This is a genomic window from Qipengyuania oceanensis (genome assembly GCF_009827535.1).
GTDB classification, from domain to species: Bacteria; Pseudomonadota; Alphaproteobacteria; order Sphingomonadales; family Sphingomonadaceae; genus Qipengyuania_C; species Qipengyuania_C oceanensis.
On the sequence record NZ_WTYN01000003.1, the window covers coordinates 132,501 to 154,413 of the forward strand.

General features: G+C 58.1%; 20 protein-coding genes (1 of these 20 running past the window's edge). 11 read left to right on the forward strand and 9 right to left on the reverse strand.

Going from position 1 to position 21,913, the window contains the following annotated elements; genetic code table 11:
- From GRI48_RS12510 to GRI48_RS12535, 6 genes are all read right to left on the reverse strand, one after another.
- Nucleotides 1–370: the 5' portion of a dihydrofolate reductase family protein gene (locus tag GRI48_RS12510; RefSeq protein ID WP_160676782.1), read on the reverse strand. 308 nt of this gene lie to the left of the window's left edge; 370 of the gene's 678 nt are visible here — the first part of the coding sequence; it begins with the start codon at nt 368–370; the stop codon falls past the left edge of the window.
- A 4-nt stretch (nt 371–374) separates the two neighbouring features.
- On the reverse strand, nt 375–860 hold the full coding sequence (locus tag GRI48_RS12515; protein WP_160676785.1) for a VOC family protein: 486 nt from the start codon (nt 858–860) through the stop codon (nt 375–377).
- A gap of 93 nt (nt 861–953) precedes the next feature.
- Complete coding sequence (locus tag GRI48_RS12520) at nt 954–1,760, reverse strand: VOC family protein (protein ID WP_160676788.1); 807 nt, start codon at nt 1,758–1,760, stop codon at nt 954–956.
- An 11-nt stretch (nt 1,761–1,771) separates the two neighbouring features.
- Complete coding sequence (locus GRI48_RS12525) at nt 1,772–2,128, reverse strand: DUF1428 domain-containing protein (protein WP_160676791.1); 357 nt, start codon at nt 2,126–2,128, stop codon at nt 1,772–1,774.
- 18 nt (nt 2,129–2,146) lie between these two features.
- Nucleotides 2,147–2,848 carry a glutathione S-transferase family protein gene (locus GRI48_RS12530; RefSeq protein ID WP_160676794.1) on the reverse strand — a complete coding sequence of 234 codons (702 nt, stop codon included), beginning with the start codon at nt 2,846–2,848 and terminating at the stop codon, nt 2,147–2,149.
- Nucleotides 2,848–3,282: a VOC family protein gene (locus GRI48_RS12535; RefSeq protein ID WP_160676797.1), complete on the reverse strand. Its 435-nt coding sequence runs from the start codon at nt 3,280–3,282 to the stop codon at nt 2,848–2,850. The genes GRI48_RS12530 and GRI48_RS12535 overlap by 1 nt, the downstream gene beginning before the upstream one ends.
- Before the next feature lie 71 nt (nt 3,283–3,353).
- Between GRI48_RS12535 and GRI48_RS12540 the strand changes: the two genes are divergently transcribed.
- Nucleotides 3,354–4,037 (forward strand): winged helix-turn-helix transcriptional regulator, encoded by a 684-nt coding sequence (locus tag GRI48_RS12540; protein ID WP_160676800.1) that lies wholly within the window; start codon nt 3,354–3,356, stop codon nt 4,035–4,037.
- Between the two features lie 178 nt (nt 4,038–4,215).
- Nucleotides 4,216–6,273, forward strand: coding sequence for a TonB-dependent receptor domain-containing protein (locus tag GRI48_RS12545; protein WP_160676803.1), 2,058 nt, complete (start codon nt 4,216–4,218; stop codon nt 6,271–6,273).
- On the opposite strand, the gene GRI48_RS12550 is transcribed toward GRI48_RS12545, so the two are convergent.
- Nucleotides 6,270–7,871, reverse strand: a complete 1,602-nt coding sequence (locus GRI48_RS12550; protein ID WP_160676806.1) for a winged helix-turn-helix domain-containing protein — start codon at nt 7,869–7,871, stop codon at nt 6,270–6,272. The genes GRI48_RS12545 and GRI48_RS12550 overlap by 4 nt on opposite strands.
- 74 nt (nt 7,872–7,945) lie before the next feature.
- On the opposite strand from GRI48_RS12550, the gene GRI48_RS12555 reads away from it, so the two are divergent.
- The 8 genes from GRI48_RS12555 (at nt 7,946) to GRI48_RS12590 (ending at nt 18,812) form a co-directional block, all read left to right on the forward strand.
- The gene (locus tag GRI48_RS12555) at nt 7,946–9,106 is read left to right on the forward strand and encodes a hypothetical protein (RefSeq protein WP_160676809.1); all 1,161 of its coding nucleotides are present in this window, start codon (nt 7,946–7,948) and stop codon (nt 9,104–9,106) included.
- A 364-nt stretch (nt 9,107–9,470) separates the two neighbouring features.
- On the forward strand, nt 9,471–10,175 hold the full coding sequence (locus GRI48_RS12560) for a transferrin-binding protein-like solute binding protein (protein ID WP_160676812.1): 705 nt from the start codon (nt 9,471–9,473) through the stop codon (nt 10,173–10,175).
- A gap of 5 nt (nt 10,176–10,180) precedes the next feature.
- On the forward strand, nt 10,181–11,503 hold the full coding sequence (locus GRI48_RS12565) for a surface lipoprotein assembly modifier (RefSeq protein ID WP_160676815.1): 1,323 nt from the start codon (nt 10,181–10,183) through the stop codon (nt 11,501–11,503).
- Nucleotides 11,504–12,169: 666 nt separating this feature from the next.
- The gene (locus GRI48_RS12570; RefSeq protein WP_160676818.1) at nt 12,170–14,359 is read left to right on the forward strand and encodes a hypothetical protein; all 2,190 of its coding nucleotides are present in this window, start codon (nt 12,170–12,172) and stop codon (nt 14,357–14,359) included.
- A 233-nt stretch (nt 14,360–14,592) separates the two neighbouring features.
- Nucleotides 14,593–15,144 carry a sigma-70 family RNA polymerase sigma factor gene (locus GRI48_RS12575; protein ID WP_160676821.1) on the forward strand — a complete coding sequence of 184 codons (552 nt, stop codon included), beginning with the start codon at nt 14,593–14,595 and terminating at the stop codon, nt 15,142–15,144.
- Nucleotides 15,137–15,886, forward strand: a complete 750-nt coding sequence (locus GRI48_RS12580) for an anti-sigma factor domain-containing protein (protein ID WP_160676824.1) — start codon at nt 15,137–15,139, stop codon at nt 15,884–15,886. The genes GRI48_RS12575 and GRI48_RS12580 overlap by 8 nt, the downstream gene beginning before the upstream one ends.
- A 250-nt stretch (nt 15,887–16,136) precedes the next feature.
- Complete coding sequence (locus GRI48_RS12585) at nt 16,137–17,957, forward strand: hypothetical protein (RefSeq protein WP_160676827.1); 1,821 nt, start codon at nt 16,137–16,139, stop codon at nt 17,955–17,957.
- A 192-nt stretch (nt 17,958–18,149) separates the two neighbouring features.
- A complete protein-coding gene (locus GRI48_RS12590; protein WP_160676830.1) occupies nt 18,150–18,812 on the forward strand; it encodes a hypothetical protein in 663 nt (220 codons plus the stop codon).
- A 1,022-nt stretch (nt 18,813–19,834) separates the two neighbouring features.
- Here GRI48_RS12590 and GRI48_RS12595 read toward each other — a convergent pair.
- Together GRI48_RS12595 and GRI48_RS12600 are read right to left on the reverse strand one after the other, a co-directional pair.
- The gene (locus tag GRI48_RS12595; protein ID WP_160676833.1) at nt 19,835–20,350 is read right to left on the reverse strand and encodes a VanZ family protein; all 516 of its coding nucleotides are present in this window, start codon (nt 20,348–20,350) and stop codon (nt 19,835–19,837) included.
- A 118-nt stretch (nt 20,351–20,468) separates the two neighbouring features.
- Nucleotides 20,469–20,663, reverse strand: coding sequence for a hypothetical protein (locus GRI48_RS12600; protein WP_160676836.1), 195 nt, complete (start codon nt 20,661–20,663; stop codon nt 20,469–20,471).
- 201 nt (nt 20,664–20,864) lie between these two features.
- Between GRI48_RS12600 and GRI48_RS12605 the strand changes: the two genes are divergently transcribed.
- Nucleotides 20,865–21,668, forward strand: a complete 804-nt coding sequence (locus GRI48_RS12605) for a hypothetical protein (protein ID WP_160676839.1) — start codon at nt 20,865–20,867, stop codon at nt 21,666–21,668.
- The last annotated feature ends 245 nt before the right edge of the window (nt 21,669–21,913 follow it).

Here is a 21,913-nt window from a genome sequence, read left to right on the forward strand (position 1 = left end):
CCTCAGCCTTTACCCGCGCAACATCCTCCGCGCCCGTCAGTCGATGGCTGTTCTGCCAATCTAGTTTCTGCGCCCCTCGCGTCAGCACATATTTATTCGCCGCATCGAAGGCATCGCGCATCGGGCGGTTCTCCGGTTCCTCGGCATAGGGCCAGTAGGCTGCGAAGATGTCGTAGGTCCGCCGGCCAAGGAGGAGATCGTAGTCCTCCGAGAACAGATCGCCTAGGGTCTCCTCGATACCGGGGTCCCATATCTTGAACATCCACCCGCCTTCGTCGAATCCGCCCGTTGGGTCTTCGGTCGGTCCCCCGGGGGCCTGCATGACCCCGTCGAGCGACAGGAACGCGGCGCCAGTGATCTTTCGTGCCATTGCCTCAATCTCCCTTGCGCGCGGCGTCGATCGCGGCGACGTCGATCTTCTGCATGGTCATCATCGCTTCGAAGGCACGCCTAGCTTCCTCTCCGCCTGCCTGCTGCGATTCCAGCAATGTGCGCGGGGTTATCTGCCAGCTGAAGCCCCATCTGTCCTTGCACCAGCCGCATTCGCTCGGAGCCCCGCCATTGGCGACGATGGCGTTCCAGTAGCGATCGGTCTCCTCTTGGTCCTCGGTCACGACCATGAAGCTCACGCTCTCGTTGGGCTCGAACATGTCGCCGCCGTTGAGGCCCGAAAACGCTCGGCCGAACACGGTAAACTCCACCGTCAGCACGTCGTCCTTCTTGCCGCTGGGGAAATCGGCAGGCGCGCGAAATACATCGCCGACCGCGCTTTCAGGGAAGGTCTGAGCATAGAATCGCGCCGCTTGCTCCGCGTCGCCGTCGAACCACAGCACCGTTGTCAGATTTGCGATCTCAGCCATTGGCTTGTGCCTCTTGGATAAGCTTTATGTCGGTCGCCTTGGCTTCGCGGTAACCCTCATGCGAACGCAACCTTGTTGTATTTTCGGCCATTCTCAATTCCGCTGTCGTGGTCCCACGAGACCAAACCCGGCCCCTTGCGGGTCAAAACAGTGGACGGAAAACTCCCCACCAGGAATTTGCTGGACGTCGCCGTCCAGCCGGCCGCCTCCGGCGACAACCTCCGCAGTCGCGCGATCGATGTCGTCGACCCCGAAGAAATAGCTCCATACCGGGTCGGGAACATCCGGCATGAGGGGCATGATCGCACCAATCCCTACACCGTCGTTCTGGATGAACAGGTAATCGCCCATGTCCCCCATCGGCATTGATCCCTCCTGCTGCCATCCGAACAGGTCGCGATAGAGCGTTACAGCCGCCATGGGGCCGGTGGTCTGCAGCTGGTTCCAACGACAGTGCTGGGGCTTCACTACATCGAAGACATCGCTTTTTGCGTCGGGATCGTCCGCGGGAGGCACGGGTGTCATGAGATAGAAATGCGCGCCCTGCGGATCGGCGACCATCGCGATCCTGCCTACGCCGGGCATGTCGACGGGAGGCATCTGTACATCGCCGCCCGCTTTTTTTATCGTGTCGAGCGTCGCATCGACATCAGGGGTATGGATATAGCCAAGCCATCCAGGCTTCGCGCCGCCCGCGCACATTGCCTCGGTCAGCACGAGCACGCCGCCTGCCATGCCGCCGTCGCTCCGCTGGATCATGCGATAATCCATGTCGCTGTCGCCGGTGGGCTCAGCGGCGATGTCCCAACCGATCACCGCCTTGTAGAAGTCGCCCGCAGCGCCGGCATCGGTGGTCATCAGCTCGTACCAAATAAAGCTTCCGCGATCCTGATCCGTCATGCCAACTCTCCTTACGCATGCTTTTCGACGACGGGTTCGAACCCGCCATAGACCATGCGCTTGCCGTCGAACGGCATCTCGCCGAATTCCTCCATCCGCGGATCCTCCATCATCCGGGTCTCGGCGGCCTTGGCTGTGGCCTTATCGGGCCAAGTGACCCAGCTAAAGACGATCCTCTCGCCGTCCTCGGCCTTCGTCGCGCGTCGGAAATCCGTGGTGTGGCCGTCCTTGACGTCGCTTTCCCAGCATTCGACCTGACTCAGCGCGCCGAATTCCTTCGCGATGTCCCAGAACTTCTGGGCAGTTTCGATATAGGCCGCCTTGTTACCGTTCGGCACGGCGAGCACGAAGCCGTTCACGTAGGTCATTTCATCTCTCCTCATCTCTCAGTTTTTGGTCGGGTCCTGATCCCATCCCATGTCGGCGGGTCCGTGGCGCTCGTATTCCGCAAGCTGCTCGGCGATCGAGTCGCGGAAAGCGGGTCGGGCAAAGCATCGCTCGCGCCAGGCCGCGAGATTGGGGAAGTCATTAATGAGGCCGGAGTTTTCGGAAACCTTGGACACCGACGCCGTCATCAGATCGGCAATGCTGAATTCATCGCCCACCAGCCAGTCGCGATCGCCTAGCGCCACCGATAGCTTGTCTAGCCGGTCGCGAGCGAACTTCTCGGCATGGGGCCGGTATCCGCGCGCTACTTCCTTGTCCTCGATCATCATATCGGCGAAGAACAACTCAAGCAGGAACGGTTCGACCGAATTGAGCGCGGCGTAGGTCCAGCATTTCGCCAGAGCCCGCTGGTTCTTGTCCGAAGGCAGCATCCGTCCCGTCCGTTCGGCGATGTCGAGCACGATCCCGCCGCTCTCGAACAGCGTGACGCGACCATCCTCGCGCAGTAGGGGCACTTGGCCGAAGGGATGCTCCGCGCGATAGGTGGGGGTCGTCATATGCGCGCCATCGATCAATTCGACTTCATACTCCCAGCCGACCTCACGCAGCGCCCAGCGAACGCGGTGATCGCGAACCTGGCCTTGCGCGAAGGACGGCACCCATTTCAAGCCGATGACAGTCAGGGCGCCGTGTTCGACCATCAGGCCTGCTCCGCCGCGAAGGCTTCCGGACCCATCTCTGCTGCATTTGGATCCATCCACATGGTCTCCCAGATATGGCCGTCCGGATCCTCGATCGACCCACCGTACATGAAGCCTTGGTCCTCGATCGGGCGCGGTTCGATGGCACCGGCGGATTTCGCCGCGTCGTGGAACGCGTCGACCTCAGCCTTGTCTTCGAAGGACAGGCAGTTGAGCACGCCGCTCACGGCTTTGGCATCGATGATCTTCTTGTCGGTGAAGGTCGAATAGAAGGTGTGGTCCAGCAGCATTACGTGGATCGCTTCGGACCACACCATGCCGGATGCCTGCTCGTTCGAAAATCTCTCGTTCTTCTTAAAGCCCAGCGCTTCGTAGAAGGCAGTGGATTCCGCCAAGTCGGCGACGGGCAGGTTCACGAAAATCATGTCGGTCATTGCTGGCTCCCTTTCGTTTGCCGCGACTCGGAACTTGCCTTTGATGCGCTCCGTAGTTACTAAAAGCAACTATGGAGTTACAAAAAGAAACCGAATCCGCTCCAGCCTTGCATGGCAAGTGGTACAACGACGCCTGCGGAACTGCGTTCGGCATGGAACTGGTGGGTGAGCGGTGGTCGCTCCTCATCATCAGGGAACTGATGTTCGGCCCGCTGCGCTTTTCCGCGCTTCGCGCCAATTTGCCCGGAATATCGGCCAAGATCCTGACCGAGCGGCTGGAGAAGCTCGAAAGCGCGGGAGTGCTAGCGCGGCAAACCCTGCCACCGCCCTCGAACGCGCAGGCCTACGAACTCACCCGGTGGGGCTACGCTGCCGAACCGCTGATCCAGGAACTGGGCCGCTGGGCTGCGATGTCTTCGCAGCACGATCCCACGCTGCCGCTCTCGCCGACCAGTTTCATGCTCTCGCTGCGCACGATGCTCGACAGGGCAGCGGCCCAAGGCATGCGCGCCCGGATCGGCTTCCGCTTTCCCGAGGTCGGCTTCGTGGCGGAGCTGAACGACGGGGACATGCCCGTGCGTCGCGAGGATCCGACAGACTGCGACGCGACCTTCGTCGCGTCCTCGGGACCATCGCTGGCAGGAATGTTCTACGTTGGAATGCAGGCCGAGGAGATGGAGGTGATCATCGAAGGCGATTGTCTCATCGCCGGCAAATTTATGGCTCTATTCGGATTGCCGGACAAGATCGGATGAATCTTCGCTGGGTCGAGCCGCCGCCAACTGCCGTCGACGCATATCGAAGAGTAAGTCCCCCGGTATTCGATCCGAATCTACGCTGTCGTTCCTTGCAACAGATGTATCCAACACGATCGCTTCTTGACCGCCACATTGAAGAGGATCAAATTCGGCTACAATCGAGAGGAGACCTCGCGTGTTGGGATGCGTGCTGGCGTTTTCACTGCAAGTTACCGCGGTGATCACGCAGCCTGCGGGGACACCGACAGAGGAGCCGAAGGTCGATACACCAGACATTCTCGTAACCGGCGAGCGGGTGGCGAGAACGATGGGCGACACACCGTCGAGCGTTGTCATCCTGACAGACGAGGCCATACAGCAAACAGGTGCCGATCGGCTGGAGCAACTGCTGGCGATGGTTCCGAATGTTCAGGTCGGATCGGGCGAGGAAGGCCCGGCTATCAGGGGGCAGGATTCCACCGGCGTCCTGCGCAATCTGTTCGCTTTTCTCGGCGGCACCAGACCGCGCACGACCTTGCAGATCGATGGACGCGCAGTCAGCTATTTCGAGTTCGTGAACTCGACAGTGCCTCTATGGGATCTTGAAAGGGTCGAATTCTTCCGCAGTCCCCAAACAACGACCCAAGGACGCAACGCGATCGCTGGGGCAATCTTCATTGAGACGAACGATCCGTCATACGACTGGCATGCGAGCGCACGCGCTCTAGTTGCAGATTCTTCGACACGACAAATGTCAGCGCAACTAAGCGGATCGATCGTAGCAAACCAGATTGCCTTCCGGGCAAGCGGCGATTTGCGGCGCGGCAAGACCGCAAGTGACCTGGCCGACAGTATTCCCGATGTCGATATAAGGCGAGACGACTACGGCCTGGCGCGGTTCAAGATGCTCGTAGAACCTGCCGCCTTGCCGGGCCTGCGGATCGAAAACACCTTCGTTCACACCGATAGTCAGTCACCACAGTTCGAAGCGGTGCAGAGGCCCTTCGCTGAGCGGCGAACCACCGGCTTCGTGCGCACCAACGGGGTGCACAAGGTGAACGTGGACTCCTTCACCTCGCAGATACGGCATGACAGCGGTGAAGCAATTTCGTCTTCACTGACGTTCTCCTATGGTGATGCGCTTGTCCGTCGCTTCTCGTTTCCAGGTTTGGGAATCACGCGCGCGCAATCCAAGGACCGATCGGTAGAGGCCTTGGTCCATTGGCGTCCAAGCCAAAGCGCCAAGCTCATTTTTGGCCTTAACTACCTGGAAGCCGACCTCGATCAGGAGATCGACATTTCGGGGTTAGGGATTGGTAGCGGCAGTTTTGAGGACCGGCAGAACAGTCTGGGCATCTTCGGACAAGCGGAAATAGCCCTGAGTAGGAAAGTTACCGCAACTTTCGGAGGCCGATATCAGCGCGATGCACAGGATCGCAACGGCCTCGTCGGAACACTGCCGATGGGTATTTTCGTCGACTATGACGAAAAGTTTGAGCGATGGCTTCCCAAGGCATCGCTGGTCTACAAGCTTTCCAACGATACAACTTTCGGAATCATGGTGCAAAAGGCGTACAATCCTGGTGGCACGTCGATCAGCTTCCGGACACGGCGGCAAGATACCTTTGATGCCGAGAGCCTGTGGAACTACGAAGCCTTCCTGCGCGCGCACGCTGCTGGCGGCACATTGAATCTGGCAGCAAATGTTTTCTACAACGACATAAGCGATGCTCAGCGTCAGCAACTGGTAACTGTCACGGCCAGCGACGGATCGACGCTCGACACGGTAGAGTATGCCAATGCTCCGAAAGCAAAATCCTATGGAGCCGAAATCGAAGCTTCCTTCCAGCCGAGCAGGGAGTTCGCCATCCGCGCAGCTGGTGGGCTGCTACACACCAAACTCGTTCGGTCGGTGCTCGGAGCGGACGACACGCTTGGCAAGGAGTTCCAGCGGGCTCCTCGGTTCAGCGGATCGCTGGGCATCGACTGGAAGCCTCTCGCAGGTCTCCGCGTGTCAGGTTCTGTGCGCCATCACACGGGCTATTTCAGCGACGATTCCAACGACCCGGATCTCAGGATCGCCGATGTCACGCTCGTCGATCTGCGGAGCGAATATCGAACCGGGGCAGTGACCCTGTTCGCTCAGGCACAGAACGTATTCGATACATTTTACCTGACATACATGTTTGATCCCACCTTGGCTTCCGCCGGCGATCCGAGGGAGTTCACGGTTGGCGTGCAACTCGAATTCTAGCGAAGGAAATCAGGCGCCACACCACGTTTGTCCCAGTAGGAGGTCAGACCCATTCTCTGGATTAGCGGAAGAAATCGCGGGTCGGCGCGCATTGGCGCTGCCATCGGAGTGAAAAGAGGGTTGGTCTTACGCCTACGTTGGTCCGGCACGAGGGGCTCGCCCGGACGCCATTTAACTGCGGCGATGATCGGCCCGGCTTCAAGATAGTAGGCTTCCGAAACCGCGAAAACCTCGTCCATCGCCCCGAGCAAATTGAGAAGCATAATGGCGTTGATGACAGCAGCGACATTCTGATGCACTCCGCCCATGAGCATCGCAATGGCCGCCTGGCGCAGTTCCGGATCGCTCGAGCTTTTCGCCGATACCGCAGTCCGCAAGGTTTGCACGATCGGATCAGGCAAGGGTGGACGTCCCGTTGCATCGTCGATGAAAGCCAGGGCGCGGTCGAAGCGCTCGCTCGAAAGCAATATCCAAAGACGGGCGAACCAGTTGCCTGCTTGGCGCGGCCACATCTCTAGACCGCGTGAGGCTGCCCGGTTCGCACGCTCGAGATCGCCCAGAAACCAGTACGCGTAAACACTGCGATAGTGGAGGTTGGCATCGGGCGGACCTTCATCGACAAACGTCATGCGCTTATCCGCCGACTCCTTCATGCGCCCCACCGAACCCAGAAAGAAAGAATGCGCATCACGGGCGATTATCTGGTCGGGATGTCGCTGGATCACGTTCTGGAACCGGTAATCGGCGTTCAACCAGTCTCCGTAATATGGGACCGCCAAGGCGAGTGCCGCAGTTGCATCTGCGTTGTTGGCGTCGAGTTCGAGGGCCCGGTTGGCCGCCTCATCGATCCGGTGCAGCGGTTGCTGGGTATCGTCGATAATGTGTTCGTCGAGCCTGGCGCGCGTCAGTGCAAGCAAACCCCAGGCGTCCGCTCGATCAGGCGCTAATTGCACAGCCTTTTCGAGCAAGCTTTCTGCCTCCCGCTCGCTTGCCGGATCGCCAGAGCGCATCGCGATGCGGCTGCGCTCCATGAGCGTGCTAACCCTGTCATGGCCGGCACGATCGGAGCCTGCGTTCCACCAGGCCAATCCTGCTCCTGTTCCTAGCAGCGTAAGGGCACCGCCGGCGAGAAGAGCCCTCCGATCTAGCCGGAGAGCGACCGTGGTTTCGGTTTCGGGCAAGCCCTTATCCGTCCCACCATCTTCAGGGACTTTGAAACGGTAGCCAATGCGTGGGATGGTTTCGACTTCGAATGCGGCATCGACGGCTTTCGCGATCTTGCGAACTTCCTTAATCGCGCGGTTTACGGAATCGTCGCCGACGACCTGCCCCTTCCAGCAATGATGGATCAGATCTTCGCGGGTGACGACCGATCCCGCTGCGTCGATCAGCGCCAGCAGCACCTGCATCACCCGCGGTTCTGCAGTAGCGACCCCACCTGGTCCTTCCACTGTTCGGATCGATGGACGCACGGTCGCATGACCGATGCGAATGTCCTCCCGGCGCGCGAGATGGTGTGTGTCGCGGCGATCGATCAGCGGAGCACTTTCATCAGTCCGCACCCGCGAAAGATCAGGAAAAGATCGGCTTTCGTTCATTCACGCAACCCTTCCGTTCACGCAAACCTGCCGGGCCACGCGAGGCCTGATCGAAGAGCCTTATAACATGCTTCATGGCTTTGAAAATCGCATCTCGATCTCGTCGCGCGGCAAAGTGCTTGGAGCGGTTTCCAGGCAAAAAACGCAAGGGGGAAACCATGGTTTCGAAGAAGAAATGCGTCTCGCTATTTGCGGCTGGTTGTACTGTCCTGTCCATTTCGGCGCCTGCTTTCGCGGACGGTACCGCGCCGTGCAACTCGGGATCCGGGACGGCGAGCACGGAATGCGGCGTGGATGCTGTGGCGTCTGGCGAATATGCGCTGGCCGTCGGCGCTGAAGCCGAAGCTTTGGGCGAAAACACCATGGCGATCGGCACCCAGTCCGACGCTACCGGCCTTGGATCGCAAGCGATCGGGTATCAGGCGGTTTCGTCAGGCAACTACACGCTTGCCGCCGGTTACCAGTCCATCTCCAGCGGGCAGAACTCGACTGCGGTCGGACCGTTCAGCCAGGCTACCGGCATGGGCGCCAGCGCCTTCGGCAACGGCGCGGTCGCTACGCAGCAAGGCACGGTTGCATTAGGGGTCCTCGCGACGGCCAATGCGATCGGCGGCGTTTCGGTCGGCGCTCTGGCCACAGCTTCGGGCATCGGGTCCATCGCTATTGGCAACAGGGCCAGCGCGACGCACGCCGGCTCGGTCGCGATTGGTGTCGGTGCGGCGACGACTGCGGCGAGCCAAGTCAGTCTTGGCGGCGCTGGCTCTTCGGTAAGAGTCGGCGACATAGCCGCGAGCACCGCCGCCCAGACGGGTACGATCGGCGTGGCGACCGTCGATGAGAATGGCACGCTTGGACAGAATCTTACGTTGCTTCCCGCCGTCTCCGCGCTGCAGGCTTCATTCGCCACGCAGGATGGCCGGATGTCCCAACTTGAAGCCGCATCCTTGTCGCTCGCCAGCAGCGTCGATCAATTGGCGACCCAGCAGAGTATCGATCGCCGGGATACCCGGCAGGGGATCGCAGCAGCAGTGGCCATGGGTCAGGCTCCATTACCTTCTGCTCCGGGAAGAACGAGCTATGTCGTGAACGGAGCCACGTTCCGCGGCGAGCAAGCTGTCGGCGCTTCGATCATGCATCGACTGGATACGGCTGAACCCTTCGCGATCGGCCTGGGAGTTTCCTTCGCAGGGAACAAGAACAACGCGTTCAAGGTCGGCGTCGCCGGGGAGTTCTGAACTTTTCAGCAGGTTTGCATCGGGAGATACTGTCATGAAGAAATCACCAGTACGGATAGCGATTGTCGCATGCGCAGCCAGCATGCTGGCAGCATGCGGAGGGGGCGGTATTGGGTCGACACCGTTCCCTCCCTCGGGCTCGGCTCCTCCACCTCCACCTCCACCTCCACCACCGCCGCCTCCACCTCCGCCTACGCCCCCTCCGGTTGATCCAAATACCATCGTCGGGATCGACGCATACGGAGCCTATGCTGTCCTCGGCGTAGCTGCGGAATACGGGAAGGATGCGACCGGAAACTTTGTCGTCTCGTCGCTAGATCGCGCGGAAGTGAAATTCTCGCGCCGGACTTCTGACGGCACTTACATGATCACTCTGCCCGGGTTGCGAGAAGGAGCAATCATTCCGGTCAACTTAAACGGAAGTCTGGATGCCAATGGGCAATGGCAGAATATCTATTCTTCTCAGAGTATCGTGCTCGATGGCGATTCCGGTCGGCAGGACGCGTTGGTGACACTGCAGTGGCCTAGTGCCGCTGTCATCGGAGATGAGACCCTCAGCTACACGTCTTACGGATACTGGGGAGATGACATCAACATTGATGGCCAGGCGTCCTCGGGGACTGCCGGCATATTCGCTTATGGCCAAGCGACAGACCCGGCGCGGATCCCCACTTCCGGCACTGCTACCTTTGACGGCGTCGTGGTCGGCAGCTCCGGTAACGCCTATGCAGGGGGAGGTCTTTATCTGGACTATGTCACCGGCACTGCACAATTCAGGTTCGACTTCGGAGCCGGCACTCTCGCAGGTGAAATGAATCCGTCTGTGTGCCCCTGGGAGTGCTATTCGCTCGGGACATATCAATTCGTGCAAACTGTTCTTGGCGTCGGCAGCAACAGTTTCTCGGGCTCCTTCGCCATCGACGGTGTGGAAGTCCCATCGTGGTTCGAAGGCAATTTCAACGGCCCCGACGCTTCCGAACTGATGGCACGCTGGAAGGCGCCTTTCACATACCCGTCGACTACTGAAGGCGGGCAGATGGCAGGCATTATCGTCGCCAAGAAAAAGTAACTGAAGTGCTTATCGCGCTGATCTTCGCGATGCAGGCAATGACTGATGATCGATCGCAAGAACCGTTGGAGGGCACCGCTGCTGCTCCATCTGTGTCAGTGTCTGCCGACGACATGTTGCGGCTGTCACAAGCAGCGCTCGCTCGCGGCGACAGACTATTGGCGAGCCGGATCCTCGAAGCTTTGCTCGAGGATCCTCAGCTCGGTATCCGCAACGAAGCGCGTTTTCGGCTGGCGATGTTAGCAAGCAGCACCGGCGACTGGGGCCGGGCAGGTGGTCTTCTTCGCCGGATACTCGACGAAGAACCGGGTGCGCAACGCGCTCGTCTCGAACTCGCCAGAGTTCAAAGCGAGATGGGCCAACTGGATGCAGCGCGAAAGACGCTTCGGGAAGCGCAGGCTGGCGGACTGCCTCCCGACGTTGCGCGTCTGGTCGACCGCTTCTCGGCTGCCCTGCGTGATCGAAGGCCATATGGTGCGAGCCTCAATTTCGCCTTCGCTCCGGACTCTAACGTCAATCGTGCTACCAGATCGGACACGCTAGCGACTGTCATCGGTGATTTTGATCTGGCGAAAGAAGACAAGCAAAGATCCGGGATCGGCGTCTCAATCGGTGGTGAAGCATTCGCAAGACTTCGTCTCGACGAGGCCACCACCATCGTCACTCGAGCTGGCATTGCATCCAACATCTACAGGCGAGGCCGCTTCAATGACCATCTGCTGGTAGGATCGATCGGACCGGAATTCGACCTATCTAGCGGCAGGCTTCTGCTTTCGTTTGGAGCGCAGCGTCGTTGGTTCGGCGGAGAGCAGGTTTACAACGCATGGGACCTGCAGGCTCGCTGGCAGCGTCCCATTGGTCGCCGAACACAAGTGCAGGCCACTCTAGGATACGCCTACTACGATTACCGAGCGAACGAATTGCAGGATGCGCACCTCGTTAGCGCAACAGGATCGTGGGAGCGCGCGCTGAGCCGTCGAAGCGGGATGAGCGTGACCCTGGGCGGCACGCGCCAAATAGCGAGGGACCCTGCCTACTCCTCTGTCAGCGGGCAGGTCGGCCTGGTAGGATGGCTTGATCTGTCACGAACAACACTATTTGGTGCGCTGCACTACCAACATTCCGAGAATGACAGACGGCTGTCGATCTACCCGAAGCGTCGATCAGACGACTATCTGAAGGCTGGCATCGGAGCGACGTTCCGAGGCCTGTCTTGGCACGAGTGGGCGCCGCAATTCAAGCTGTCTTGGGAGAGTAATCGCAGTCCCATCGAGATCTATGACTATCAGCGCTGGCGAAGTGAATTCGGAATTGCCAGAGCGTTCTAAGTTTGACGGTCTACTCTCCAATCATGAAACTATATTGGGTCCAAATAATCTGCGAATGTCGCCGATTGGGCAGATACTGAGGTGTCAGCTTTCGCATTCGCGGGAGCAAAGCTGCCAACGCGGACAATCTCAAGCACCATCAATATTCATCTGCTCGTCAATATTGAATCGACCAGTTCTATTTTTCTAGGCGGATATGACCCTCAGCAGAGAAAGCAACGCTTGCTACTAGAAGGGCAGCCCCCTTTGGCCTTGCTTCCTGGTCCTGAGTAGACCGTTCAGACCGCCAACTCCCCTCAGCTCGGCCGACAGCTTGCAGCCAATGACCGATTGAACAGCCAACACTTGGTTGCAGGTGGTGACTACATTGGGATTGGGCTTTGAACGACGAGGCACTCGACTCAGTCTATATGAATTACAGACGTCACAAAATTTCTGGGCCAGCTGGCAACTTCAGCACGAAAAAAGCCAGAAAGTATTGCTTTCGCACGGAAATAATAATGGTTGTCAATATACGAATCAAGACTAAGCTTTCACAAATATATTTCGATTCGAATTTATTTTGGGCCGCGATTTATGCTGACTATAGTCAGTTGATGTTCCATGTTAATTGATGGGTTCTGCTGGTCGACATTGCTCCTCAGTTTTGAAAGCGGGGGGGGAACCATGTCTGATTCTGACGCAAATTGTGCCCAGGGCCATCTCTTCTTGGCGGTTCCATCAAGGTTGAGAATATTAACCGCTGCTAGTGCCGTGTTAGCGGCGCTTATGTATAATACCACTCTCGCAGCTCAAGAAATCTCACAGTCAGACATAAAAGGAGGTAGTGAGCAATTCCTCATTCCTCCCAATATTACCCAAGAACAGAGCGATGCATTTAGAAAGCAAATTATTGAATATGTCAATAGCCTAGTTTCCTGCTCTAAAAAGATTACAATAGGATGTAATTCTGTTAATCAGGAGATTATCGATCTTTTAAATATTAGGGAGAATTCCTCAAATAGCATCGAAGGTTACGATACATCAGCCTTGCGCAAAATGATCGGTGACAAGATTCTAGAAATAGCTAGTAGTACTGGTGTTTTTCGTGAAAATTTCAATGATGTAGGACTGTACCCCTGCTCAGAGTACTTGCGTCCTGCAGCAATAGCCTTGGATGTTGAATCTCAAAGGATTCAAGAATCTGGGACAGTCCTTGAAGCTGTTGGAGCGGCATTTGCCGTAGCGGATTTCGAAATTCCTGGACTCATTTTGACATATGCCGGGGATTATGTGGACAGACTCGGCTTGAGGACAGGCCTCCTACAGGAATTTCTTCCTAGCTGTTCACTCAGCACATTGAGCGGACTATCTGCTGCGGGCGGCGGAATTACTCTGGGCGATCCCGACAACACTTCATTTTTTTATGGGATTACGATTGGCGGTGGCTCGATTGCAGGCGCTGGAGCGGGGGGAGATCCGGCCTATGCCGGAGGAGGGGTAACGTCGATTGCAGTTGGCAATGGTGCGGCGACTTATAGTCTCTTTGCCGGGGCAATGGGGGAGCAAGCTTCGGCGACAGGAGAGCGATCGCTTGCGGTCGGGGCCTTCTCTGAGGCAAACGGCTTCGGTGCAACAGCCATCGGTTCCAATGCAGCGGCGATTGGCAGGGGATCGTCGGCCTTCGGCTACGCGGCGTCGGCGAATGGAATAGCTGCAACGGCTGTTGGCTCCAACGCAAACGCGAACGGAGACGGTGCTACAGCAGTTGGCCCCCAGTCGTTCGCAGGTTCCCAGGGGTCGGTTGCCCTGGGCTTCCTGAGTTTCGCGAATGGACACGGTTCTACGGGTGTCGGTTTTGCAGTCGCCGCCTATGGTGAGGGTTCGATTGCCATGGGTCTGCATGCCCAGGCAAATGGGAAAGGTGCTATGGCCATTGGCTACGATGCGGTTGCTGGCGATGGAGCCAGCAATGCAGTGGCTGTGGGGCGCGAAGCACAAGCATTGGGCGTTTCTAGCATTGCAATCGGTACAAATGCAGCCGCCTTGACAGAAAGCGGTATTGCGATCGGGACCGATGCAATCGCTCAACAAGGGGCAGCGGTAGCGATCGGCCTTGCCAACACAGCCAGCGGTAACGGTGCTGTGGCAATTGGCGACCCCAACTTCGCTACCGGCCAAGGTGCAGTTGCAGTCGGAGCCGGCAATGTCGCGTTGGGGAACGGTAGTTTGGCAATCGGATTAGAAAATTCAGCCATTGGAGATAGCGCATTAGCTTTAGGCGACAGTGGTTCGGCTCAAGGCATCGGAGCCATCGCAATAGGTCAGGGTACAGGCGCCTCCGGTCATGGAGCTACCGCAATTGGCACGGAGGCAACGGCTTTATTTGTTAATTCGACGGCTATTGGCTCGGGCGCAGTAACCACCCGCGAGAACCAAGTCGCAATTGGATCGTCGCGAAACACGTACTCTATGCCAGGGCTTGGGTCACCTATGAGCATGGCATCGCAAATTGGGCCGCTAGCGTTAGTCACCACGGACAGTTCTGGGAACCTTGGCTCTGATGGAGGCTTACTGGCTAGAAATGTGATCGAAAATCGGCAAGGTGTGGCACTAGGGATAGCGATGACCAATCCCGATTTGGTGGCAGGAGAGACTAGCGGAGTGTCCGTAAATTGGGGAAACTACCAAGGTGCCACTGCTTTTTCTCTTTCAGGCGCAACTGTAGTAGCAAACGACATGCTTGGAGAGCAGCAGGGGGGGCGGATCGCAATCACAGCTTCATTGGGTGTTGCAACGGCATATCGTGAACCAAACTTCCGCATCAGAAACAAGTCACGAATTGGCGCGCGAGTAGGAGGCCAGTTTACTTGGTAGCCCGATCTTAGTCGCTTACGTACCGTCCCGGCAGATAGGGGTATTCTCACCCGCAATTTCCGATCTTGCCAAGCCGTCTTTTAATGTCAGCTTTCCGCCCACAAGCAGACGAGCGCGCGAAAGCCGTTCGATCCCTGCTCCCTCAGAGTCGCGTTGAAGCCGCTCTTTGAGGGCCGCGAGGTTGCGTTTCAACATTAACGCTCTACGCTCCGGATCGTTGGGGGCGCCGCTGAATGCAAGACAATCGCGAAAAGTTGCAGGAAGCCCTTATTGCCGTCTCGGCTGGCGATCGCATGGCGCTGAAAACCGTCTATGACCTGACCTCCGCCAAGCTTTACGGAACCATCGTCAGGATCGTCCGCTCTCGCGAGCGGTCCGAAGATCTGCTGCAGGATGTATTCGTCAAAGTCTGGACACGTGCTGGGCGGTACGATGAAGCCAAGGGTAGCCCAATCACTTGGCTCTGCACTCTGGCGCGCAATGCGGCTCTGAACGATGCAAGACGCGTAGGCCGGGCGAACGAGGTCACCGGCGACGCTCTACCCGACATGTCCGACGATGAACTGATCCCCGCAGACGATTGGCTGTGCCACTTGGAAGATTGCGAAGCGTTACGCCGCTGCCTGCAGGAGTTGCAGCGCGATCATCGCCAGTCCATCTGCATGGCGTTTTTTGAGGGTTATTCTTACTCGCAGCTTGCCGACAAGGTCGCAGTTCCCCTCGGAACCATGAAGAGCTGGATCAGGCGCGGACTCAGCGCGTTGAAGGGGTGCCTGGGTGGCTGATGAGCTCGATCCGATTGCGGAGGATCCTTTCGTCACGGCAGGCGAATTCGCCCTCGGCGTCCTTGAGGGATCCGAGCTTGCGGCTGCCCAGCGCCGCCAGTGGACCGATCGCAATTTTGCGGACGCGGTTGATTGGTGGAACATCCGGTTGGCCTCAATGGGCGAGGCGACCGAGGCTCTATTACCTTCTGAGGCAGTCTGGCGCGGGATCGAAGCTGAAATTGGGCGTATCCAGGACGATAGAGCAGAACCCATTGCCCTGCAGCCGGCCAGCAGGCAACCGGCGCCCTGGAGCGTTGCCACGGCACTTGCAGGTGCCGCACTCGCTGCCGTTGCACTAGCTTTCTTCCTCACTCGGCCGAGCAGTCTGCCCCCTAGCGCACCACCCATCATCGAAGCGCGTGGGCCGCAACTGGTCGCGCAGCTGCAGGACGAGGAAAGCGGTCGCAAGCTCGCCGGACTTATTGATGCCCGAAACAATCGTCTGTCACTCAAGATTGCCGGCCTTGAACCGGAGGCTGGCCAGGCGCCCGAGCTCTGGGTCATTCCAGTTGGAGGCACGCCGATATCGCTCGGATACATTCCGCAGCGGGGAGAATTCTCTAGGGGACTTTCATCCGACGAGGCGGCGCTTATGCGCGAGGGCGCGACCCTCGCAGTGACCTTCGAAGAGGATATTGGTACCAGACATGAGGCGCCCACGCCGCCGATCCTGCTGGCAGGGACGCTCGACCAAGTGTGATCGCACCGTTCGAAAATCCAATTTATTTCGAACTCTATTCAAATACTTAAGAACAATATTTCTGGTTAACCGCATCCGATCGTCAGGCTGCGGGGTAGCTGCTTGCGTCATTCATCATGAACGACAGGCTGTGACCCGTAGGTCTGCGTGGCGAAACAGGGACGATCCGCATTGGCGCATCGACTTCGCTGCAAGGGGGGATCGACGTCGATCAGCTTTCTGGTCCGAAATCAGAAAGGGAATTTTATCCATGACCAAGCAATTCAAACAGACGCACCTTGTCGCGCTGCTGGCCGGCAGCGCCATGCTCACATTTGGCGCTCCCGCGCTCGCGGACACCACACCGGATTGCAACGATGGCACCGCTGCTGAATCCACTGAATGTGGCACCGATGCCGATACGGCTGGTGCCGCAGGGGCCACGGCTGTGGGCAATGGCGCGACCGCGACGGGCACGGACGCAGTCGCCATCGGAGGCGACGATGCGGGCACCGATCCTGCCACGGCTAGCGCACCTTCGAGCGTTGCGATCGGCGGTGAAAGCGATGCTACCACACCAGGGGCAACAGCGCTCGGCTGGCAAGCACAAGCAACCGGAATGATGGGAACCGCAGTCGGCCACCAGTCGACGGCCTCGGGCGACCAGAGTTTCGCCGGTGGAGAGGACGCGGTCGCATCCGGTACCAACGCGATTGCCATCGGCAATACTGCACAGGCCACGGGCGGCGACTCTATCGCGATTGGCGGCAACCGGGATGGTGCTCTGGGTTCGGCAACTATTGCAAGCGGTCCATCGACGACTGTCGTCGGCGGGCAGGCAACTGCCATGGGGCCTGGCGCGACCGCTTACGGATGGCGCTCGGAAGCCACCGCCGAACGCGCGACGGCCATTGGCCACCTGGCGACGGCGCAGGGCGTTCGCTCCACTGCGATTGGCGAGAATGCCGATGCCCAGACCGACATGGCGATCGCCATCGGCAATGAATCCATTGCGAACGGAATCGATGCGCTGGCGATAGGCGATGCAGCCCTCGCCATGGGCAATTCCACGACCGCCGTCGGCGGCGAAAGCGTCGCAACCACTCCGGGCGCTACGGCGATTGGATGGCAGGCGGTTGCTTCTGGCGCGATGGGCACGGCCGTCGGGCATCAGTCCACGGCATCTGGCGATCAAAGCTTCGCCGGTGCCGAAGATTCTGTCGCCTCGGGTTCCAACGCGATTGCGATTGGCAACACCGCGCAAGCGACCGGCGGGGATGCAATTGCTATCGGGGGCAATCGTGATGGCGGAACAGGCTTCTCGACCATAGCTAGCGGTCCCTCCACCACCGTGGTCGGTGGCCAGTCATCGGCAGTCGGAGCCGGTGCGACTGCTTACGGCTGGCGCGCGAATGCGACGGCGGAGCGCGCTACGGCTCTGGGCCATCTTGCCGAGGCCAGCGGAGTTCGGTCCGTTGCTGTCGGCGAAGCGGCGGATGCATCGGGCAGCGGAGCGATCGCGTTAGGCAACCAGGCTGTCGCTGCAGGCGCAAATTCGGTTGCCATCGGGAATGGAGCGATGGCGGCGAACGACGGGCAAGTGGTCGTCGCTTCGCTCGATGCCAGCACAGGATCGCAGGTCGGACCGCTCGCCTTCGTGACGTCCGATGCGAACGGCACCTTGGGCGTTAGCGCCGCAAATGGCATGAGCAATCTCGCCAGCTTCACAGATGTCCAAACCAACAGCGCGGCGATCGCGGGGAACTCTATGCTGATTGCCGGCAATTCGGCAGCCATCATGGACCTTCAGACCAGCCAGACGATGCTGTTCGACCTTGCTAACCAGAACAGTGTCGAGGCGCGCAAGGCCAATGAAGGAGCTGCGCTGGCACTGGCTATGGAATCGCCGATCATCATGCCGGGCAAGACGATCGGCGTGGCAGGAGGCTTCGGCTACTTCAACGATCGCGTTGCAGGTTCTGCATCCTTTGGGCTTCGAGTCAGTGACAGTACGGTGTTCACCGGTGGGATCGGCGTAGGCTTCGATTCTGGCGAAGTCGGCGCGCGAGCCGGGTTCCAAGCGTCATGGTGACATCTCCCCTGCTGTGACGCCTTCCTGCGGACCAGGAAGGAGGGCCGAGGCGGAAGCCTCGGCCCTTTGCAGGTTCAATGACCGGCGTCGACCGGTCTTTCATTGCCCTCTCACCGCTTGCCTCCCGCACGACTTCTCGAGGTCTGGACAAGAGATGGCACACGACAACCATGGAGACGAAATATGAAGAGCATGGAACTGAAGGCTGCCATCATGGCGACCACCGCAGCAACAGGGCTTTGCCTTTCCGGCATTGCAATCGCGCAACCCAAGGCAGAGACCTACCAGGTCGAACTGACCGAACTGAATAACAGCGGCGTGAAGGGCAAGGTGAACCTACGTCTGCTGAAGGATCGTTACCTCCAAGTGACGATCAATGCGACTGGGCTCGAGATGGATGGGCTTCACGTTGGTCATATTCATGGCACTCTCGACGCAGCTGGCAATCCCACCGATGCGATGTGTCCAACTCTCGAGGATGATGCGGACGGCGACGGCTTCATAGAGCTTGGCGAAGGTGTGCCGCAATACGGTCCGATCATCATTCCGCTTGGTCCGCCGCCGCTCGGCGAAGATCTCGACCCTGATGGCGATGGCACGATCGAATATGAAATGACCTTCGATCTGATGGACGGCGCCATCTTCGGCGACGGTTTCGACAAGGACGCTGTCTTCCCCCTCAATTTCCGCGAGATCGTCCTACACGGCCTGACGGTAGCGCCCGGCCCAGGAGCAGGGACCGACGGCGAGGTCAACGGGACGAATGGTTACTTGGCAGTTCTTCCGGTCGCTTGCGGGGGGATCGAGGTGAAAGGCCAAGGCAACCGCCAAGGTCCGAAATCCGTAAACTTCTGACCTTTTACCGAATTAACACGCGACCAAGGAGCCGGCTTTCCACTTTGTCGGCTTCTTCAACTCAGCGCCCCGCCTCTGTGGCGGGGCGCTCTTTTGGATGTCAGCTGAACTCAGGAATGCGCCAATTATCATAAGTTGGCGCCGATAGCGGTGTGTCTGCCTTGGCACCAACAGGCACCAATCTGCACTGCGTCTCTACCCAAGAGAGACTTCCGATCCCTCTGGTCCAAAGAACCAGTCAGGCCGCCCGATAACTGACCAAGGAGAGGAGCGATGACATGCACCGATTCCCATTTTAAACCAAAAGAGATACGATAGAGGCGATGGGGCGTTTTAACGTTTAACAACGCGCCCGGTACATGTCGCAAAACCGCCTCTGGCCTTTGGCGCAGCTGGACGAAAAGGTCCCCCGCCTTTCTGGGCGAGGGCCAAGGCTGGAAGGATGCGGAAGCCGCAGACCCTCGGGTCGCGGGCGCGAGCCTAGGCGCCAAATTGCCCGACCAATCGGCTGTTCTTAGGGAGGAGTGAACCTAGTCGATTGGTCTAGACAAGCGAAGCTTTTCAACTTCCTCCGCAACTCTTCGCCGGCGGTGCCCGCGAAACATGCGCTCAGTGACCACCACCAGAAGCCAAGCCCAAACCAGAACGAAAACGGCAATCAACAGGAAGGTAGCGATAGACATTAGGATGCTCTATCCAGTGGGAGCACGAGGAATGCTCAGGTTGTAGCCTCACGCTTCGGCTGGTGTCGACTGACAGGAGCTAGTGCGGGCAAATTTTGGGACGGCTAAGGATGCGCCCCATATATGCGACCCCGAACGCCCGACCTTTACCAGGGTTCCTTAGGCCGCAGATGGGATGCGGTGAAACGAACGAAAGAGCCCCACCACACGAAAGTGAGGCGGGGCTACGCCAAGACCCGGGTCGCATAAAATCTTGGACGCGTGCCGACGTTACTTATCTTTTGTTAGTTGGACTTGTAGCTTCGCGACAAGCAGAGGACAGTATTCCTGGTGGGAGAACTAGTGTCCAAGATCGGGTTCGGGTGACATGCGCCGGATAATCGATCCCAGTGCTCGACCAATCAAAGTTCCGACGAGAATGGCAGCCAGATCGGCGGCGAAGTCCATCCAGTCGCCCTGACGACCAAGGGCCATGCGCCACTGGACGATCTCAATCAGCCCACCGTAAACTGCCAATAGGCAAATCGGGATCACTAAGTTGACCTTGGGCCAGGCCAGCGCGGCAGCAGAGCTCAAGGCAGCGAACGCGAGAATGTGATTGAGTTTGTCGGATGCGAAGATCGTCGGCGCCTCTGCATTCGGTAGCAAGGCTATTACCAGCACGACTGCTAGCATGGTCCAAAAGCCTGCGCGCACTAAATCGGAAAACTGCATGGTCGCGCTATGGCCTTGGGCGCTTGCTGGCACCTGAATTGGCACCAGCAAAAGGAAAGCAGTCAGGTCGTAATGACGCCACGCCTTAGGCGGGATATTTCCTCGATAGATGCTCAGTGACGTATTGATGCAGCGGTTCAACGAACTCGCAGGCTAAGCTGACCGCCACTATCTCGTTCACTTCCATGCGATCTCAACTGTCTTACGCGGATCGAAGTTCCCCATCTGCGCAGGCTCCGGCAACTCCAGTCTCTGAAACTCAAACGACCATCCAAAAAGGTAACGAGGAGGCGCCGCAGCGAACAAGCCGGGCAACACGTTCTCCGCCTTGCCAGATTTCCGCTCCTTCAGCACATGCGTTGATATCGATTATGGCAAGCGCAGCACCAATGTCTGGTGCTTCTAGCTCAATCTCGCTGTCCGCAGATTTGATCTGGAGTGAATAGCGCAGCATGGTTCGATCTCCTTCGGAAGATCGAAAACTCGTATTCTGAAGATGAATCTTAGCTAACCGCTACGCACGTTGTGGCTCCTAGAGAGCGGTTCACCGGCAATGGTGCGGTAAAAATGATGAATTGAAGCATAATAGTAGTACCTCGCGACCAACGGGCGCGCTTGCTCCTCTCCATTAGCCATTTTGCGATTGGCTCTTCGCATGGCACTCAGCACTGTAGCCTCCGTATTCAATGACTGCACAAGAGGCCTAAAACCAACGCAGGTCGCTGGTTCACCGCTTAGCATAATCGCCGTTATCGATCCGGGTCTTCACGCCGCGCCACTTTGTGATACGTTAGTTTCAATGACTGAAGCGACGCCGAAATTTCGACTGGGAGACAAATTGTCCCTCGAAGAATTTGTAGCCAAATTTCTGTTGTCAGATGAAGAGAACAAGGATCTGGAAAGACTGGCTAAGGTTTCAGAAGACCGCAAATGGGTAAAACGCGAGTCTGAGGGAAAGAATTTCAAGCTCCGGCTTTTCCCCTATCACTGGGAGCCTGGACCACAATCAGACGAATTCCTCGAACAGCAAGCTCTGCACGAGTTGATAGAGAAACGGATCAGAGAGGTGATGACCTCTGGTTTGTATTCGGGATCCGGGAGGCCGCCTTCTGGCTACGAGCGCAAAGAGTTAGAAAACAAAGATTGGGAAAGCGCAGTGATCTCGATCAAAAATTGGACGATCGGATCCGGGCAACGTCTTCTGACCGACATTCTAATTCAAGCCTCAGGGAGGCCGAGCAACGATGCCTTACTCGCAGAGAACATCCTGGATTGCATGGAGTCACTCAATCCTCCGTCAACCTCTAAGTCCGATATCCGAGAGCTTGTAACCACTCAAAGTACCTTCACGATCTCCGGCCCCATGTTTGATCGAGCGTGGGAAAGAGCCCTTGAGCAATTACCGCCGAGTGAGCGCGAAAAATGGACGAAAAGAGGTCGCAAGAAAAATCGACTCTAATTACCTGAGTATTCACGGCTGAAAGTTTGCTCTCATTGGAGCGCCTCACAAACGTCGAGGCTCCAATGAATTCGAACACTGTTAATATGATTTTCCTGACGACCGCCGAAGTGGCGGCTCGTTGGAGGATGAGCCCCCGCACCTTGGAAGGCTGGCGTGATAAGGGGATGACCTTCCCCCAAGAAAGTGGTCCATTTTGAGAGTTAGAGAACCGGCTATTTACGGCTTGAAAGGAGCTGCTGAAT